Genomic DNA, 17,839 nt, shown 5'->3' with positions numbered 1-17,839 from the left:
TCCCTCATTATAATAAAAAAAGGGGCTGGCATTTCGCCAACCCCTTGTTTGCTATTAACTTTTAGATGTCGCGCTAGCGATACCTTAGTTAAGACGCTCTTTGATACGAGCAGACTTACCAGTACGCTCACGCAGGTAGTACAGTTTGGCTTTACGCACAGCGCCACGACGTTTAACAGCGATGCTGTCAATTACTGGTGAGTGAGTTTGGAAAACACGCTCAACGCCTTCGCCGTTAGAAATTTTGCGAACAGTGAATGCAGAGTGCAGACCGCGGTTACGAATAGCGATAACCACGCCCTCGAATGCCTGCAGACGTTTCTTAGAACCTTCAACGACCCATACTTTCACTTCCACGGAATCACCCGGACGGAAAGAAGGTACGTCCTGTTTCATCTGCTCTTGTTCAATTTGCTTAATAATGTTGCTCATAATTAAATCTCTTATCCTGGGTAAACTGATAGTCGGGGAAGATCACTCTTCCACATCATCGTTTTGCTGCTGCTGAAATTCACGTTTGAATTCCTTTAGCAACCTTGCTTGCTCTTCAGTCAGAGCCAGGTTTTCCAGAAGTTCAGGTCTTCTTAGCCAGGTACGGCCTAGCGACTGTTTCAGGCGCCAACGGCGAATATCGGCATGGTTGCCTGACAGTAAAACTGCCGGAACATCCTTGCCTTCTAACACTTCAGGTCGGGTGTAGTGTGGACAATCCAGCAAACCATCCGAGAACGAATCCTCATCGGCTGACGCTTGCTTACCCAGCACACCAGGAATAAACCGGGCAACTGAGTCAATCAACGTCATGGCTGGTAATTCTCCGCCACTGAGTACGTAATCGCCGATTGACCATTCTTCATCAATTTCGGTTTGGATTACGCGCTCATCAATCCCTTCATAACGACCACAGACCAGAATTAACTTGTTCTGCGTCGCTAACTCACAAACGCCCTGTTGGTCGAGTTTGCGCCCCTGAGGTGAAAGATATATCACCTTAGCCCCGTCTCCCGCCGCTGCTTTCGCTGCGGAGATGGCATCCCGTAAAGGTTGTACCATCATTAACATTCCCGGTCCGCCGCCATAAGGACGATCATCCACGGTGCGGTGCCGGTCAAGCGCGAAGTCACGCGGACTCCAGCTTTGAATACTAAGCAGGCCATTTTTTACTGCCCGGCCAGTTACCCCGTAATCGGTAATAGCGCGAAACATTTCTGGAAACAGGCTAATAACACCAATCCACATTGTATTCGCCGTTACGTTACCCTGTGATTCGGAGATCAAAAACCAGGATCCCAATCTACTTCGATGAGGCCAGTAGTGAGATCGACTTTCTTGATAACCTGTTCATCAAGAAACGGAATCAACCGCTCCTGAGCACCGAACGCATCTTTCAGGTTTGCCTTAACAACGAGTACGTCGTTCGAGCCGGTTTCCATCAAATCAATGACTTTGCCCAACTCGTAGCCTTCAAGGTTAACAACCTGGCAACCCATAAGGTCTTTCCAGTAATAGTCACCGTTATCCAGCGCTGGCAACTGCGTCGAATCAACCTTGATTTCGCAATTGGTTAATTGAGCCGCCGCATCCCGATCATCGAAGCCTTTGACTTTGATAATCAGGTCCTGATTGTGGTGCTTCCAACCCTCTAGCTCAACCTGATGCCATTTACCGGCACGCTGGATAAACCAAGGTTGGTAGTCGAAGATGCTTTCAGCGTCTTCAGTGGAGGAAAACACTTTGAGCCAACCGCGGATGCCGTATGCGGCCCCCATTTTACCCAAAACAATGGGATTAACGGGAGGCTGTGCGGCAAGTTGTTTGCTCATGCTCACCACCGTGACAGATTAAGCTGCTTTCTTTGCTTCTTTGATCAGCGCGTTAACGCGATCAGAAAGCGTAGCGCCCTGGCCAACCCAGTGCTCGATGCGATCCAGGTCCAGACGCAGACCTTCAGCCTGACCAGAAGCGATCGGGTTGAAGAAACCTACGCGCTCGATGAAGCGACCGTTGCGTGCATTACGGCTGTCAGTAACGACGACCTGATAGAACGGACGCTTTTTAGCGCCGTGACGTGCCAAACGAATTGTTACCATAACATCCTCTTCAGTTAATAAAACACCCGGCTCCATCGGGGAATGGAGTCCGGGTGCTGTATAAAAAGCCCGAAAATTTTACTCATTTTGGCGAAAAAAGCAACCTAATAGCGTTTCTTTCGGGCTTTTTTGTGGAACGATTAACGTCCCGGGAAACCTGGCGGCATCATGCCTTTCATACCGCGCATCATTTTTGCCATGCCACCTTTCTTCATTTTCTTCATCATGCGCTGCATATCATCAAACTGCTTAAGTAAGCGGTTAACGTCCTGCACCTGCATGCCTGAACCGGTCGCAATACGACGTTTACGCGACCCTTTAATGAGTTCCGGCTTTTCGCGCTCTTTGCGCGTCATTGAATTAATGATGGCTTCCATGCGCACCAGCACTTTGTCGTCCATTTGCGATTTAACGTTATCTGGCAGTTTGCCCATCAGACTAGCCATGCCGCCCATGTTGCGCATCTGCTTCAACTGCTCAAGAAAATCGTTTAAATCGAAACCGTCACCGGTTTTTAATTTTTTCGCCAGCTTTTCAGCTTGCTCGCGGTCAACTTTACTCTCGATATCTTCAATCAGCGACAGCACGTCGCCCATGCCGAGAATACGTGATGCGATACGTTCTGGATAAAAAGGCTCCAGTGCCTCGGTCTTCTCACCGACACCCATGAACTTAATCGGTTTGCCGGTAATATGACGAATTGACAACGCAGCACCGCCGCGAGCATCACCATCCACTTTGGTCAGAATAACGCCTGTCAGCGGCAATGCTTCGTTAAATGCTTTAGCCGTGTTAGCCGCATCCTGGCCGGTCATGGCATCAACCACAAACAGCGTTTCAACCGGATTAATCGCGGCATGAACCTGTTTGATTTCGTCCATCATCGCTTCATCAACGTGCAAACGACCGGCAGTATCCACCAGCAACACGTCGTAAAACTTCAGTTTGGCTTCTTTCAACGCATTGTTAACAATGTCGACGGGTTTCTGACTCACGTCGGATGGGCAGAAATCAACCCCAACCTGTTGAGCCAAAGTCTCAAGCTGTTTAATCGCTGCAGGACGATAAACGTCAGCAGAAACAACCAGGACTTTCTTTTTATGCTTTTCACGCAGGAACTTACCCAGTTTCCCGACGCTGGTCGTTTTACCCGCACCTTGTAAACCGGCCATCAGCACAACAGCAGGTGGCTGCGCAGCTAAATCAAGCGCATTATTCTCTGCCCCCATTGCTGCAACCAGTTCGTTGCGGACGATTTTGATGAACTCTTGGCCTGGCGTCAGGCTTTTATTGACGTCATGGCCTACTGCACTCTCTTTTACGCGACTGATAAAGTCGCGTACAACTGGCAGTGCAACGTCAGCTTCGAGCAACGCCATGCGAACTTCACGCAGCGTGTCTTTAATGTTGTCTTCGGTCAGCCTTCCGCGGCCACTGATATTACGCAGGCTTTGCGATAAACGATCGGTTAAATTATCAAACATTTTCTCTCACTTAAAAAATCGCGAGGCGCCTGATCGGCAGAATGCGGCGGATTATAACACGAAGCATCAGCGATCTCTGCAATTGACCCTCAGATCGTTTGGAGCATACTGCTGCTGGCGCTATACTGCTTTTTTCCTTATATCTGACTGATACCCGAAAGGATCTATGTCCGTTTTCTCGATTGTGGCGCTGTTCGCCTACTCCCTAAGCCTTGCACTGATCATTCCCAGCTTGTTAAAACGTAACGGTGGCTGGCGGCGGATGGCGGTGCTTTCTGCCTGTGTGGCGCTGATTACCCACGCGGTGGCTCTGCAGCAACGCATTTTTGCCGTCGATGGCGGACAAAACTTAAGCCTGTTGAACATTGGATCGCTAGTCAGCTTACTGATCTGCGCCATCATGACGATTGTCGCCTCACGCAATCGTGGCTGGCTGTTGTTACCGATTGTTTACAGCTTTGCGCTGATCAACCTGGCTTTTGCTACCTTCGTTCCCAACGCGTTCATTACTCATCTTGAAACCACGCCGGGCATGATGATTCACATCGGCCTGTCGCTGTTTGCCTACGCCACACTCATTATCGCGGCCCTCTACGCGCTGCAGCTGGCTTGGATTGACTATCAGTTAAAAAATAAAAAATTGGCGTTTACCCAAGATATGCCGCCGCTGCTTACCATTGAGCGCAAGATGTTTCATATTACCCAAGTGGGCGTTGTGCTGCTGACACTGGTGCTTTGTACCGGTTTGTTTTATATGCATAACCTGTTCAGTGCCGAGAATGTTGATAAAGCAGTACTTTCCATCATTGCATGGTTCGTCTATATCGTTCTGCTTTGGGGACACTATCATGAGGGTTGGCGCGGTCGTCGCGTAGTCTGGTTCAACTGCGGCGGCGCGTTGCTGTTAACCATGGCTTACTTCGGCAGCCGTGTTTTACAGCACCTACTCACTTCTGCCTCACATTAATTAAGGAAGTCCTGCGTTGGAACATGTTTCGACCACCACGCTGATCGTAACGCTAATCATTATGGTACTGGTTTCAGCTTATTTTTCAGGTTCAGAAACTGGCATGATGACGCTTAACCGCTACAAGCTGCGTCATCAAGCTAAAAGCGGGCATCGCGGAGCGCGTCGCGTTGAAAAGTTACTGCGACGCCCCGATCGCCTGATTAGCCTGGTGCTGATTGGCAATAACCTGGTTAATATCCTCGCGTCGGCCTTAGCGACCATAGTTGGAATGCGCCTGTATGGCGATGCCGGTGTCGCTATCGCTACCGGTGTGCTCACGTTTGTCGTTTTGGTATTTTCCGAAGTCCTTCCTAAAACCATCGCCGCACTTTATCCAGAAAAAGTGGCCTATCCTAGCAGCGTACTGCTTGGGCCATTGCAGTATGTCATGCTGCCCTTGGTCTGGCTGTTAAACACCATAACGCGTATTTTGATGCGTATGGTGGGGATGAAAACCGATGGTTCTATTAATTCCGCTCTAAGCAAAGAAGAGCTTCGCACTATCGTTTATGAGTCACGTAATTTGATATCACGCCGTAACCAGGACATGCTTCTTTCGGTGCTTGATCTGGAAAAAGTCAGCGTTGACGACATCATGGTGCCGCGTAATGAGATTGTTGGCATTAATATCAACGATGACTGGAAATCCGTGGCTCGCCAGCTCAGCCATTCGCCACATGGACGCATCGTATTGTTTCGTGATTCGCTCGATGATTGTGTAGGCATGCTGCGTGTACGCGAAGCCTGGCGCATGATGACAGAGAAAGAGTTCAACAAAGAGACGCTGCTACGCGCTGCTGATGAAATCTATTATGTACCGGAAGGCACACCATTGAATGTGCAGCTGGTTAAATTTCAGCGCAACAAGAAGAAAGCCGGTTTGGTGGTTGATGAATATGGTGACATCAAAGGTTTGGTGACTATCGAAGATATTCTTGAAGAGATCGTTGGCGATTTCACTACCTCTATGTCACCTTCACTTGCAGAAGAAGTGATGCCACAAAACGATGGTTCAGTCTTGATTGAAGGAAGCGCCAATGTGCGCGAAATCAACAAAGCCTTTAACTGGAACCTACCTGAAGAAGAAGCACGTACCATTAATGGGATGTTGCTTGAGGCGCTGGAAGAGATTCCACAAATGAAGACGCGCATTCAAATTGGTCATTACGACATTGATATTCTGGATGTGCAGGACAATATGGTGAAGCAGGTAAAAATCACACCAAAGACACCATTGAAATCTTCCATCGGCTCCTAAATTGCCTATAAAAAACGCCGCTAAATGCGGCGTTTTTTGGCAGGTAATCGCAAAACTAGATGTGCAGTTCCTGCAATTTCTCTTTTGGTAGTTTCAGATCTTCGTTGTGATTAACGCCGATATCATGTGCCAGAACGTTGCGGGCAATTTGCTGCGCTTCATCTAATGAATGCAGTTTGTAGCTACCACACTGATATTCGTTGAGTTCAGGGATCTGATTCTGATCTTTTACCTTCAGAACATCTTCCATCGCCTCTTTCCACGCTTTCGCTACGCGTTGCTCATCTGGCGTCCCGATCAGACTCATATAGAAACCAGTACGGCAACCCATCGGTGAGATATCAACGATTTCGACACCGTCACCATTCAGGTGATCGCGCATGAATCCTGCAAAAAGATGCTCAAGCGTATGAATACCACGCTCAGTCAGGATCTCAATGTTAGGACGGCAGAAACGCAGGTCGAAAACAGTAATTGTATCGCCGTTTGGCGTCTTCATGGTTTTCGCTACACGCACTGCAGGCGCAGCCATGATGGTGTGATCAACAGTAAAACTATCCAGTAATGGCATTACGTCGCCTCCTGTTCTGAGAATTTTTTTTAAAACAATGAAACTTTTCTGTTCGCCCAACGTCTGAATATATGAAAGACGCGCATTTGTTATCATCATCCCTGACAACAGAGATGTTAATTTGGCCACATTGATGTGGCCTTTTTCTTTTTCTACCCTTCCCGGCTCGCCAGATACGTTTCCAGATCCAACGTATCATTCGCTTCAAGCTGCTGCTGTTTAGACACAGACTCTTGCGCCTGACGCGTGAAGTCTTCTTCGCTTAACACTTCCAAAGATTCTTCACACAGCAAATGACGATATTGTTCTGCCAATGCTATACCGGTTCCGGTCAAACCATTATCCTTCATCGCGTGAAGGATGCGCGCTGAATAGGTTAGCTCAGGATCATCAAACGATGCTACCAGTTGATCGCAAACTTGTTGATATTGCGTGCTGCCCTGATTGCTGTCTAACACCTCAGCGACACGACGCAGATCTGCAAACAATGTTTTGCCCACTTCTTGCAGCGAATGCTCCGCTTCACCACATCCTACCGCAATTTTTTGGCCCGGCTTACGCCCTTCCAATACAACACGATTCCAGTTTTGACGAGTGCACTGCAGCTCTTCAGCGCTCATTTCAGGCGCATCTGCCAGCGTGCACCAAATCAGGAACAGATCAAGGAAGCGTACCTGGTTTTCATCAACGCCAATTGCAGAGAAGGGATTGATATCAAGTGAACGGACTTCAATGTATTCAATGCCGCCACGCAGCAGCGCATCAGATGGCGCTTCGCCAGAGCGCGTAACACGCTTAGGACGAATAGGTGCATAGAGCTCGTTCTCAATTTGCAGGACATTGGTATTAAGCTGAAGCCAGTTACCCTCTGCATCTTTGGTGCCCATCTCTGCAAACTCTTCTGATGGCGTTTTGATCGCCTTCTTGAGTGCCGATACATAACCGTCCAGAGAATTGAACGTGATACCCAACGAACTTTGAGATTTGTTGGTATACCCAAGGTCGCTCAGACGAAGCGACGTTGCATAGGGCAGCCACAACATACCTTCGTCATTGGTTTCGAATGGCAGCGCGCTTTCACGCCCTTGTAAAAAGCTGGAGCTGACAGCAGGTGATGCACCAAACAGATAAGGAATCACCCATCCGAAGCGATAGTAATTTCGAATCAGGCGCAGATAACCAGCAGAAATGGTTTCTTTACCGCTTTCCACATCCTTCACATCGGCCCATTCCTGCCAGAAAGACAGCGGCAGTGAAAAGTTGTAATGAATGCCGGAGATGGTTTGCATCAGCGCGCCGTAGCGATTTTTCAGCCCTTCACGGTAGAGCGTTTTCATCCGGCCAATGTTGGAATTGCCGTATTGCGCCAGCTCAATTTTATCTGCATCTTCAATCACGCAAGGCATACTGAACGGCCACATGCGCTCCTCGCCCAACTCACGCGCAACATGGCGGTGAATATCGCGTAGAAAAGCCAGCATGTGGTCGATGCTGTGATCAACCGGCGTGATAAATTCGAGCAGAGTTTCTGCGAAATCGGTGGTAATCCAGTCATGCTTAAGCGCAGACCCCAGAGATTCCGGGTGACCGCTCTCAGCAAGATGACCATTTGGCATTGATCGTAATGTTTCACGTTCGATACCACGTCCAATGCCTTTTAAAGCATTAGGGTGCGCTTCCAGCCAGGACAGCGCTTTAGATACGTCCGGGATCACATTAACCTCCCGCTGTGAGAATAATTTATTTTTGTTCAGCATAATGTTAACCGTAGCCTCGAATCTGTGCGAATCAATGCCACCATTGCATGCCCTGTAATGTGGCGGTCGCGATAACGATATAACGCAGCGTTTTACCGACGGCGAGAAACAGCATTGCCGGGAGCCAGGCGAAACGTAACCAGCCTGCGAGAACGCAGAGCAGATCACCTACCACCGGCAACCAACTGAATAGCAGTGCTGCAGGCCCTAATCGGTGTAACCACGTCATTGCTGTGTCATGCCATCGCCCCTGACGTTTTAGCGGCAGTAAGCGACCAAGAAGAATGTTGGTTAAGCCGCCCAAGGTGTTTCCCAACGATGCGGCCACAATCAACCCATAAACTGATGCTTTTTTAGCAATCAGTAAAGCAATCAGCAGTGCTTCAGAGCTTCCCGGTAAAAGCGTCGCGCTTAAAAAACTGCTGCCAAACAAAGAGGCGTAAACCAGGATTTCACTCACAGTAAGCGAACATCTACCACGTCCATACCTGCAGCTTTCGCTGCCTGTACGCCAAAATCAGCGTCTTCGAAAACAATACAACGTTCCGGCGCTACGCCCATGAGTTCTGCGCATCGTAAAAAAGTATCCGGTTCTGGTTTGTGGCGCTGCACGTCATCTGCACCAACCACTGCTGTAAACAACTCGCGTACACCCAGTTGGTTTAGCAAAGCCTCTGCCATGCTGTGCTCACTGCCCGTTCCAACTGCCATGGGACGACGGCCATAATAAGCCTTGACGACGTCCATTAAAGGAAGTGGATGCACGTTTTCCAACAGCATGGCTTTTACGGCAGCTGTTTTTTCAGCAGCGAGAAGAAGAGGATCATGAGTTGACTGATTTGTTTCAATAATAAACTGTGCCAGTTGCCAGGTCGGCGCACCATTGAAACTCACCATTCGTGCTTCATCCAACGACAATCCGTAGCGTGCCAGTACCTGATGCCACGCTTTTCGATGTGTCGGCTCGGTGTCAAGAATTGTGCCGTCCATATCGAAAATCAGGGCGTCATATTGATCGTACATTGTCACTCCGGACATTCAATAAATGAGCCATTACTTTAGCTTAATGTGTGCAGGTTGTCGCCAGGTGGGATGAACAGCAAATGCTTTGAAAGCATTAGATATTTTTCTTTTCAGAAAAAGGTGATCCGGCGGGACGGCGTATAACCGTGTGGAATCACTGTAGATTTTTTAACAATTTGAGGAGGGTATAACATCATGGGAAATATTTTGGGTGCGTTATGAAATAACTCAACGCTGTTGGTTTTACTGAATTGCAGAAGGGTTAAGGCAGAGATTTTTGCTTTAAGAAGTGTTGACGGGTGTGGCAGCGTGTTATGGAGGTAGAGATTAAGAATATGGTGCATCCGGGAGGATTCGAACCTCCGACCGCTCGGTTCGTAGCCGAGTACTCTATCCAGCTGAGCTACGGATGCATAGGTAAAAACAGGTATAACAGAAAGGAGATAATTATTGGGTATAACGAAAAAGCGAATGGTGCATCCAGGAGGATTCGAACCTCCGACCGCTCGGTTCGTAGCCGAGTACTCTATCCAGCTGAGCTATGGATGCATGGGTAATTCGTTTTTATTGGACTTTCAGAAATCAACCTGGGAATGTTACGAAGAATGGTGCATCCAGGAGGATTCGAACCTCCGACCGCTCGGTTCGTAGCCGAGTACTCTATCCAGCTGAGCTATGGATGCATTTACTAAATTCTTGTACAACGCAGGGTGCTAACTACTCACCAAGAAAGGAACTGCTAATTCACTTTTAAAATTTCCGATGGTGCATCCAGGAGGATTCGAACCTCCGACCGCTCGGTTCGTAGCCGAGTACTCTATCCAGCTGAGCTATGGATGCATCGGAAATGGCGGTGAGGGAGGGATTCGAACCCTCGATGCAGCTTTTGACCGCATACTCCCTTAGCAGGGGAGCGCCTTCAGCCTCTCGGCCACCTCACCAAACGCGTTCTTCCGAACTGTGCTTCTGAACTTTACAACTGCTCATCGGCACTGCGTGGCGCACATATTACTTTCTGGGACTTATAAGTCAAACAAATTTTTCCCACTGCTTGTTCGATTGAACAAATGACAGGCAATTGGCGCAAAATGACGGCAAAAAGAGTGAATAATCAACAAAGAAAGCATGCTGAAGTTAAAAAAGAGGGGAATATTGGGATAAAGAAAAAGGTAGGGATTGGGGTGAAATCGGTAGCGCCTCGCAAAATGCGAGACGCTGAATCCGTTAAACGCTCGTTTGCTGAGTTTTTTCGGCCTGGATACGCTGATAGATCTCTTCGCGATGCACAGACACTTCTTTCGGTGCATTAACACCGATACGAACCTGGTTACCTTTAACACCCAGCACCGTTACGGTCACCTCATCACCAATCATGAGGGTTTCACCAACTCGACGAGTTAGAATAAGCATTCTTTGCTCCTTGAAAGATTAAAAGAGTCGGGCCTGTTCGGACTCCCGGCATTATCCATCATTAAACGCTGAACATAGACTATGACAATTACACCAATGTAGATCGATGCGCCAATACATTCTGCTGATAGTTAGTTTAGCCGAAATACACTACATCAACCTGACTTTGTCATTACCTACTGTACATCGCATGAAAAAGCGCCGGAACAACCGTTCTGACGCTTGCTGCGATGCATTGTTTTATTTCATTACAAACGGCTGGAAACCCATGCTTCAACGCCTGCCAACGCACCATTCAGTGCTGCGGCATCAGTACCACCAGCTTGCGCCATATCGGGTCGACCGCCACCTTTACCACCTACCTGCTGCGCTAACTCTGCGACAAGTTCGCCAGCCTTTACACGATCGGTTAAGTCTTTGGTAACACCGGCAATAAGAGATACTTTCCCTTCGACTACTGTAGCCAACACAATCACCGCTGACCCCAGTTGATTCTTCAGGTCATCAACCATTGTGCGCAGCATTTTTGGCTCTACGTTGCTGAGTTCACTTACTAATAGCTTCGTCCCTTTAACGCTTATCGCATTGCTGCTCAGTGAAGCACTTTCCTGAGCCGCCTGCTGATCGCGTAATTGCTGCAACTCTTTTTCCAGTGCGCGGACATGATCAACCAAACCGCGGACTTTTTCATTCAGGTTGCTGCTATTCGCTTTTACCAGCTGTGCAATGTCGTGCAACTGGGTACTTTGAGCATTGACCTGAGCCAATGCGCCCTCGCCCGTTATCGCCTCAATACGACGAATACCTGCAGCTGTTCCGGATTCAGCCTGAATACGGAACAGGCCGATATCTCCGGTGCGTGCTGCGTGCGTGCCACCACAAAGCTCAACAGAGAAATCACCCATCGTCAGTACACGAACGCGCTGGTCATACTTCTCGCCAAAAAGCGCCATTGCGCCTTTAGTTTTCGCAGCATCAAGATCCATGACTTCAGTTTCGACTGGCAGGTTACGTCGAATCTGGGTGTTAACGATATCTTCTACCTGACGAATTTCATCCGGTTTCATCGCTTCAAAATGTGAAAAATCGAAACGAAGATATTTGTCATTTACCAGCGAACCTTTCTGAGCAACATGGTCGCCCAATACCTGACGTAGTGCTGCATGTAACAGGTGCGTCGCGGAGTGATTCAGACGAATTCGCGCACGGCGCGCTGCATCCACTTCGGCATGAAGACGATCACCTACGCGTAACTGACCTGAAGCCAGCTTACCGATATGACCAATAGCCTGACCATACTTTTGTGTATCGTGAACATTAAATTCAGCATTATTCCCTGTCAGCTTTCCGGTATCACCTACCTGGCCGCCAGACTCACCATAGAAAGGTGTTTCGTCCAAAACCACAACGGCATCTTGCCCAGCGCTAATTTCTTCAACCGCTTCGCCAGCGACATAAAGCGCTTTGACAGTCGCGGCTAAGTCGAGATGGTCGTAACCCTTAAAAGAGGACGCTGCGTCAATACGAATCACATTACTGTAATCTGAGCCAAACCCGCTCGCTTCACGAGCGCGTTGGCGCTGCTGTTCCATCGCCTTTTCGAAGCCGGCTTCATCAATTTTCAGATTGCGCTCACGGCAGACGTCAGCAGTAAGATCAGCCGGAAAGCCAAAGGTGTCATACAGGCGGAAAACTGTTTCACCATCAAGCGTATCACCTTGCAGTTTTGCCAACTCTTCATCCAACAGCGTTAATCCACGCTCAAGCGTCTTAGCAAACTGCTCTTCTTCGCTTTTAAGAATGTTTTCAACCTGTGTCTGCTGACGAGCCAGCTCTTCCCCCGCCGTGCCCATCACTTCAATCAATGGTGCGACAAGCTGGTAGAAGAATGCATCTTTGGCACCCAGCATGTTTCCATGACGTACGGCACGACGAATGATACGGCGCAATACATAGCCACGGTTTTCATTAGACGGGATGACGCCATCGGCGATCAGGAAAGCACAAGAACGGATATGGTCAGCAATTACACGCAAAGATTTATTATTAAGATCGGTTGCGCCGGTGACTTTTGCTACTGCTTGAATCAATTTCTGGAACAGATCGATTTCATAATTGGAATTAACATGCTGAAGAACCGCCGAGATGCGCTCCAGTCCCATACCCGTATCAACGGAGGGTTTCGGCAGCGGCAACATGGTGCCGTCAGCCTGCCGATTGAATTGCATAAAGACGATGTTCCAGATTTCAATGTAGCGATCGCCATCTTCTTCAGCACTGCCTGGCGGCCCGCCCCAAATATGATCACCGTGATCATAAAAAATCTCGCTGCATGGGCCGCAAGGACCGGTATCACCCATTTGCCAGAAGTTATCTGATGCGTAAGCGCTACCTTTATTATCGCCAATACGGATTATACGCTCATGAGGAACGCCGATATCATTGGCCCAAATACTGTAAGCCTCATCATCGGTCTCATAAATGGTTACCCATAAACGCTCTTTCGGCAGTTTGAACCACTGCTCGCTCGTTAACAGTTCCCAGGCAAACGCAATCGCTTCTTTTTTGAAATAGTCACCAAAACTAAAGTTACCCAGCATCTCAAAGAAGGTGTGATGGCGCGCAGTGTAGCCCACGTTTTCAAGGTCATTATGTTTACCACCCGCACGCACGCAGCGCTGCGACGTCGTTGCACGTGAATAATCACGTTTATCCTGACCGAGGAAAACATCTTTAAACTGGTTCATCCCAGCGTTCGTGAACAGCAACGTTGGGTCGTTATTCGGTACGAGGGAGCTGCTGTCTACAACCTGATGTCCCTTGCTATTAAAAAAGTCGAGAAACGCTTGACGGATCTCAGCAGTGCTCTTGCTCATAAATATCCTGAATCACGCTAACGAACGTTCCGCCTCTTCAGGCAAGCCGTAACCGTACGGCTTACATGTTCAGAGGAACAAAAAAGTGGGAATAAGATAAATTTTCTTCAGTGGGAAGTAAAATTACATCGGCTTTTAGCCATCAATATTTCTAAAAATGGATTGAATATCTTCTGATAAAAAGCCTTTCGACTGTAGAAAGCGCTGCACTTTCGCCTTCTCTTTCCATTCTTTCGGTAAGGGGAGTCCAAATTTACGCTCAGCCAGTTGCGCAGCACACTCAGCCCAATCGATATTTGTTTCCTCCATTGCTATATCAATGGCATCACGATCGATTCCTTTTTGCGTCAACTCCATGCGTATGCGTTGCGGGCCATAACCTTTGCGACTACGACTTTGGATAAAGCGCTCAGTAAAGCGCTCATCATTTAGCCAGCCATTCTCTTGACACCAATCCAGCACCTTCTCCATTTGCTCTTCAGTGATGGTTTCGGGCGTTTTTTGCTGCATGTAGGCTGTTCGCTGTACTGACTGCTGCAGCTTGCGTTTTAGCTCTTCACGGCTGTGATCGCGCATGCCAAGTACGCGCATCGCACGATCGAGGAGACGAGGAAAAGAGATGATTTGTGGTTGAGGTTGTTCAGACATACTGCTCACCTTATACAAACGGAGTGAAATTATGGCGGCAGAGCAAAGCAGATGGAAGATAAAGAAAAGAAAGGCAGGAAAAACAAACGGGAGTGAATTTCTTCACTCCCGTAAACGCATTAGAAATCTTCGTTAGCTTCGCTCGCAACGTTTTCAGCGTCATCAACAGACTCAGTTGCTGGCGCAGATTCACCGCTATTATTAAGCAGCATATCACGCAGTTTCTGATCGATTTCGTTTGCGATTGCTGGATTCTCTTTCAAGAAGTTACCCGCATTCGCTTTACCTTGACCAATCTTATCGCCGTTATAGCTGTACCACGCACCCGCTTTTTCAATCAGCTTATGCTTCACGCCCAAATCGACCAGTTCGCCAAAGATGTTAATGCCTTCGCCATACATGATCTGGAATTCGGCCTGTTTAAATGGCGCAGCGATTTTGTTTTTAACCACTTTAACGCGCGTCTCACTACCGACGACGTTGTCGCCATCTTTAATCGCACCAATACGGCGGATGTCCAGACGAACAGAAGCATAAAATTTCAGTGCGTTACCACCGGTAGTGGTTTCCGGGTTACCGAACATCACACCAATTTTCATACGGATCTGGTTGATGAAAATCAGCAGAGTGTTGGACTGCTTAAGGTTACCAGCAAGCTTACGCATCGCCTGGCTCATCATACGTGCTGCAAGGCCCATATGTGAGTCACCGATTTCACCTTCGATTTCCGCTTTTGGTGTCAGTGCAGCAACGGAGTCAACAATGATAACGTCAACAGCACCTGAACGTGCTAACGCATCACAGATCTCTAACGCTTGCTCACCTGTATCTGGCTGAGAACACAGCAGGTTATCAATATCGACACCAAGCTTTTTAGCGTAAACCGGATCCAGTGCATGCTCTGCATCGATAAAGGCACAGGTTTTACCTTTACGCTGTGCTGAGGCAATAACCTGCAATGTCAGCGTCGTTTTACCTGATGACTCTGGTCCGTAGATTTCCACCATACGTCCCATCGGTAAACCGCCTGCACCCAATGCGATATCCAGAGAAAGCGAACCGGTAGAGATGGTTTCCACGTCCATTGAGCGGTCTTCACCCAGGCGCATGATAGTGCCTTTACCAAATTGCTTCTCAATCTGGCCCAGCGCGGCAGCTAAAGCCTTCTGTTTGTTTTCGTCAATTGCCATTTCTACTCCTAATCATGCCGGGTAAACACGCACTCTGGGTGCCTGCTCTCTTTCTGTTGCCGATAATTATACTGTATAGTCATACAGTATCAAGTTTAATTTACCAGAAATTCGCTATACAACGTTTGCAGTGCCCAAGCCACTGATTGGCGTCTTACGGCTTCACGATCGCCAGAGAAATGCTGACAAAAAGCCTTCACTTTTCCTTGCGGCGCCGCAAAACCAAACCAGACAGTACCGACCGGTTTTTCATCACTGCCGCCGTCCGGGCCAGCAATACCGCTAACCGAAACCGCAAACTCCGCCTGTGCTTCACGTTGCGCGCCCAAAGCCATTTCAGTCACTACAGCTTCACTTACCGCCCCATGCTGCGCCAATGAATCTGCCTTAACACCAACAAGTTGCTGTTTCGCATCATTACTGTAGGTAACAAACCCACGCTCAAACCACGCTGAACTACCGCTGATGTCTGTTAATACTTTGGCAATCCACCCCCCAGTGCATGATTCCGCACAGGTTACTGTTGCTCCAATTTGCTTTAATCGCTCCCCAACTTGCGTACTCAGTATTAGCAGTTGTTGATCATTCATCGCTTATCTCCGTTTAGCTGTTAGCAAAATGGTGGAATGCACCCTTTTTTTCAAGCGCAGCGGCTCAAGGAATAATCAATTTGCGCACTGCTCCCCATAATGTTTAACGTATTTTCATCGCTACGATAAAAAGTCGTGGAAAGGCCAGCAAAACTTGACCATCAGCGCGCTTAGGATAAGCCCGGCTCAATTGCTCATGATAATCTTTAAGAAACGCGTCCCGCTGAGTCTCACTAAGCGGTTGCAGAAAGGGGCGCAATCCCGTCGCTTGTAACCATGTGATAATAGCTTGAGCATCTGACATAACGTGATAATAAGTAGTGCGCCAAATGTTGACCTCACATCCTGCCTTGGTCAGCAAATCATAATAATCATCGCTGGTAAGCAACTGCTTACGCTCTACAGCGTGCGCACTCATTAAGGAATTCCAGGGCGCTTTTTCGGCAACTTTTCGCATCAATTGATGCGAAGGTTCATTAAGATTGTCTGGCATCTGAATCGCCAAAGTACCACCAGCGGCAAGCTGTTTAACCAAATGCGGTAATAAGGTTGAGTGTTCGCTTAACCATTGCAGTGATGCATTAGCATAGATAACGTTCTGCGGCACATCAGGCTGCCAGGTCTCAATATCAGCATTGAAAAACTCACATTGCGGTAAACGTATACGCGCTTGAGCGAGCATCGCCTCAGAAGTATCGATGCCCGTAACCAAAGCCAAAGGCCAAGAATCGACAAGTAGTTCAGTGCTGTTTCCAGGGCCGCAACCTAAATCGGTAACCTGTGAAACCTCATCTGCGTTGATTTGTGCCAGTAACTCTCTGGCAGGACGGGTTCTTTCTACTTCAAACTTGCGATATAGCTCTGGGTTCCAATCGTGCACGGCTCACCTCTCTCTTATCAGCTGATGCGCGCAAAAACGAGATGCTTAAAAAATGAAAAGTGCGATACATACTCCATTTTTGCATTGAGCGCTGGCAGGAAATTTTTTACTTCATTAAATTAAAACATCGTTTCATTTATAACCCTGATTCAGGAGTAGATCGTGACTACACCTTCAGAATTTGCTGGCGTCTGGTGCCCTTCCGTAACCCCTTTTGATGAAAAAGGCGCTGTAGACATTGAGGCGTTAGGCCGCCATTTTTCACGCCTGAATGCCTCAGGAATCGATACTCTATTACTGATGGGAAGTATTGGAGAATTTGCCTCATTAACACAGCAAGAAAGGCTTTTTTTGATTCGTGAAGCTCGCCAACTTTCTCCGCTAAAAATGGTGGCTAATGTCTCCAGCACTTGCATGGCCGATATTGTTGAGTTGGCTGATGCAGCCTGGAAAAGCGGATTTGATGCGGTAATGGTCTTACCGCCCTACTATTATGGGCAGACGCAGAATCAGCTATTGCACTACTTTGAAGCGCTTGATCAGCAGTTAAAGGGAAAATGGTTTGCTTATAACTTCCCTGCCCGCACAGGCTGCGATCTTACACCAGCATTGATCAGCGAGCTGGCATCAAAGTTACCCAATTTTGTAGGTATAAAGGATACAGTGGACTGTTTGTCGCACAACCGAGCCTTGATAGAGGAAACAAAAAAGGTGCGCGGCGATTTTGCTGTGCTTTCTGGCTATGACGAATATTTGTTACCGAATCTACTGGCGGGGGGTTCCGGCGTCATTTCTGGATTAAATAACATAGTGCCAGAACTTTTTGCCAGCGCTAAACAGGCTTGGCGTAGCGGTGATCTTACCGAACTGGTACGTATCCAACAACGTATTGGCAAACTCATGGCGATTTATACGGTTGGGGATGATTTTGTGACAACCATTAAAACAGCGGTTTCACGCCGTTTCGATTCGATGACAAGTCACTCACGAAACTATGGTGGTGCGCTGAGTATTGAGCAATGCGCTGCGATTGATCGTCTGTTTGAATGACTA

Annotated in this window: 18 protein-coding genes and 5 tRNA genes; 3 read left to right on the top strand and 20 right to left on the bottom strand. The window is 48.1% G+C overall.

What is annotated here, in order from left to right; all coding sequences use genetic code 11:
• Nucleotides 1–84: 84 nt before the first annotated feature.
• From rplS to ffh, 5 genes are all read right to left on the bottom strand, one after another.
• Nucleotides 85–432, bottom strand: a complete 348-nt coding sequence (gene rplS / locus MUG06_RS15210) for a 50S ribosomal protein L19 (RefSeq protein WP_003849035.1) — start codon at nt 430–432, stop codon at nt 85–87.
• Nucleotides 433–474: 42 nt separating this feature from the next.
• On the bottom strand, nt 475–1,239 hold the full coding sequence (gene trmD, locus MUG06_RS15205; protein ID WP_215845786.1) for a tRNA (guanosine(37)-N1)-methyltransferase TrmD: 765 nt from the start codon (nt 1,237–1,239) through the stop codon (nt 475–477).
• 35 nt (nt 1,240–1,274) lie between these two features.
• Entirely contained in the window at nt 1,275–1,823 is a 549-nt protein-coding gene (gene rimM / locus MUG06_RS15200; protein ID WP_215845785.1) for a ribosome maturation factor RimM, read from the bottom strand.
• Between the two features lie 18 nt (nt 1,824–1,841).
• Nucleotides 1,842–2,090, bottom strand: coding sequence for a 30S ribosomal protein S16 (gene rpsP / locus MUG06_RS15195; protein ID WP_007893313.1), 249 nt, complete (start codon nt 2,088–2,090; stop codon nt 1,842–1,844).
• A 140-nt stretch (nt 2,091–2,230) separates the two neighbouring features.
• Nucleotides 2,231–3,574 carry a signal recognition particle protein gene (gene ffh / locus MUG06_RS15190; RefSeq protein WP_243079087.1) on the bottom strand — a complete coding sequence of 448 codons (1,344 nt, stop codon included), beginning with the start codon at nt 3,572–3,574 and terminating at the stop codon, nt 2,231–2,233.
• A 166-nt stretch (nt 3,575–3,740) separates the two neighbouring features.
• Here ffh and MUG06_RS15185 point away from each other — a divergent pair, with 166 nt between their 5' ends.
• Together MUG06_RS15185 and MUG06_RS15180 are read left to right on the top strand one after the other, a co-directional pair.
• Nucleotides 3,741–4,541, top strand: coding sequence for an inner membrane protein YpjD (locus MUG06_RS15185; RefSeq protein WP_215845783.1), 801 nt, complete (start codon nt 3,741–3,743; stop codon nt 4,539–4,541).
• A 16-nt stretch (nt 4,542–4,557) separates the two neighbouring features.
• Complete coding sequence (locus tag MUG06_RS15180; RefSeq protein WP_243079086.1) at nt 4,558–5,841, top strand: HlyC/CorC family transporter; 1,284 nt, start codon at nt 4,558–4,560, stop codon at nt 5,839–5,841.
• Nucleotides 5,842–5,896: 55 nt separating this feature from the next.
• Here MUG06_RS15180 and luxS read toward each other — a convergent pair whose 3' ends face one another.
• The 15 genes from luxS to tam all read right to left on the bottom strand — a co-directional run bounded on the left by luxS (nt 5,897) and on the right by tam (nt 16,786).
• Nucleotides 5,897–6,412 (bottom strand): S-ribosylhomocysteine lyase, encoded by a 516-nt coding sequence (gene luxS / locus MUG06_RS15175; protein WP_215845781.1) that lies wholly within the window; start codon nt 6,410–6,412, stop codon nt 5,897–5,899.
• A gap of 152 nt (nt 6,413–6,564) precedes the next feature.
• On the bottom strand, nt 6,565–8,169 hold the full coding sequence (gene gshA, locus MUG06_RS15170; RefSeq protein ID WP_215845780.1) for a glutamate--cysteine ligase: 1,605 nt from the start codon (nt 8,167–8,169) through the stop codon (nt 6,565–6,567).
• Nucleotides 8,170–8,200: 31 nt separating this feature from the next.
• Nucleotides 8,201–8,629, bottom strand: a complete 429-nt coding sequence (locus MUG06_RS15165; protein ID WP_215845779.1) for a YqaA family protein — start codon at nt 8,627–8,629, stop codon at nt 8,201–8,203.
• The gene (gene yqaB, locus MUG06_RS15160) at nt 8,626–9,192 is read right to left on the bottom strand and encodes a fructose-1-phosphate/6-phosphogluconate phosphatase (RefSeq protein ID WP_243079085.1); all 567 of its coding nucleotides are present in this window, start codon (nt 9,190–9,192) and stop codon (nt 8,626–8,628) included. The genes MUG06_RS15165 and yqaB overlap by 4 nt, the downstream gene beginning before the upstream one ends.
• Before the next feature lie 336 nt (nt 9,193–9,528).
• A tRNA-Arg gene (locus tag MUG06_RS15155) sits at nt 9,529–9,605 on the bottom strand.
• 59 nt (nt 9,606–9,664) lie between these two features.
• A tRNA-Arg gene (locus MUG06_RS15150) sits at nt 9,665–9,741 on the bottom strand.
• A gap of 57 nt (nt 9,742–9,798) precedes the next feature.
• Nucleotides 9,799–9,875: transfer RNA gene (locus MUG06_RS15145), tRNA-Arg, on the bottom strand.
• Nucleotides 9,876–9,955: 80 nt separating this feature from the next.
• A tRNA-Arg gene (locus MUG06_RS15140) sits at nt 9,956–10,032 on the bottom strand.
• An 8-nt stretch (nt 10,033–10,040) separates the two neighbouring features.
• Nucleotides 10,041–10,133, bottom strand: a tRNA-Ser gene (locus tag MUG06_RS15135).
• 283 nt (nt 10,134–10,416) lie between these two features.
• Nucleotides 10,417–10,602: a carbon storage regulator CsrA gene (gene csrA, locus MUG06_RS15130; protein WP_008927091.1), complete on the bottom strand. Its 186-nt coding sequence runs from the start codon at nt 10,600–10,602 to the stop codon at nt 10,417–10,419.
• Between the two features lie 248 nt (nt 10,603–10,850).
• Nucleotides 10,851–13,478, bottom strand: a complete 2,628-nt coding sequence (alaS, locus tag MUG06_RS15125; RefSeq protein ID WP_243079084.1) for an alanine--tRNA ligase — start codon at nt 13,476–13,478, stop codon at nt 10,851–10,853.
• Nucleotides 13,479–13,613: 135 nt separating this feature from the next.
• Nucleotides 13,614–14,126 carry a regulatory protein RecX gene (locus tag MUG06_RS15120; protein WP_243079083.1) on the bottom strand — a complete coding sequence of 171 codons (513 nt, stop codon included), beginning with the start codon at nt 14,124–14,126 and terminating at the stop codon, nt 13,614–13,616.
• A gap of 119 nt (nt 14,127–14,245) precedes the next feature.
• The gene (gene recA / locus MUG06_RS15115; protein WP_215845776.1) at nt 14,246–15,316 is read right to left on the bottom strand and encodes a recombinase RecA; all 1,071 of its coding nucleotides are present in this window, start codon (nt 15,314–15,316) and stop codon (nt 14,246–14,248) included.
• A 95-nt stretch (nt 15,317–15,411) separates the two neighbouring features.
• Nucleotides 15,412–15,906: a nicotinamide-nucleotide amidase gene (gene pncC, locus MUG06_RS15110; RefSeq protein ID WP_243079082.1), complete on the bottom strand. Its 495-nt coding sequence runs from the start codon at nt 15,904–15,906 to the stop codon at nt 15,412–15,414.
• A gap of 103 nt (nt 15,907–16,009) precedes the next feature.
• Nucleotides 16,010–16,786 carry a trans-aconitate 2-methyltransferase gene (gene tam / locus MUG06_RS15105; protein ID WP_243079081.1) on the bottom strand — a complete coding sequence of 259 codons (777 nt, stop codon included), beginning with the start codon at nt 16,784–16,786 and terminating at the stop codon, nt 16,010–16,012.
• A gap of 162 nt (nt 16,787–16,948) precedes the next feature.
• Here tam and MUG06_RS15100 point away from each other — a divergent pair, with 162 nt between their 5' ends.
• Nucleotides 16,949–17,836, top strand: a complete 888-nt coding sequence (locus MUG06_RS15100) for a dihydrodipicolinate synthase family protein (RefSeq protein ID WP_243079080.1) — start codon at nt 16,949–16,951, stop codon at nt 17,834–17,836.
• Nucleotides 17,837–17,839: the final 3 nt, after the last annotated feature.

The organism is Pantoea sp. MQR6, from assembly GCF_022761075.1.
Taxonomy (GTDB): domain Bacteria; phylum Pseudomonadota; class Gammaproteobacteria; order Enterobacterales; family Enterobacteriaceae; genus Pantoea; species Pantoea phytostimulans.
Note: the sequence above shows the minus strand (reverse complement) of the source record. Positions and strands in the feature narration are given on the sequence as shown.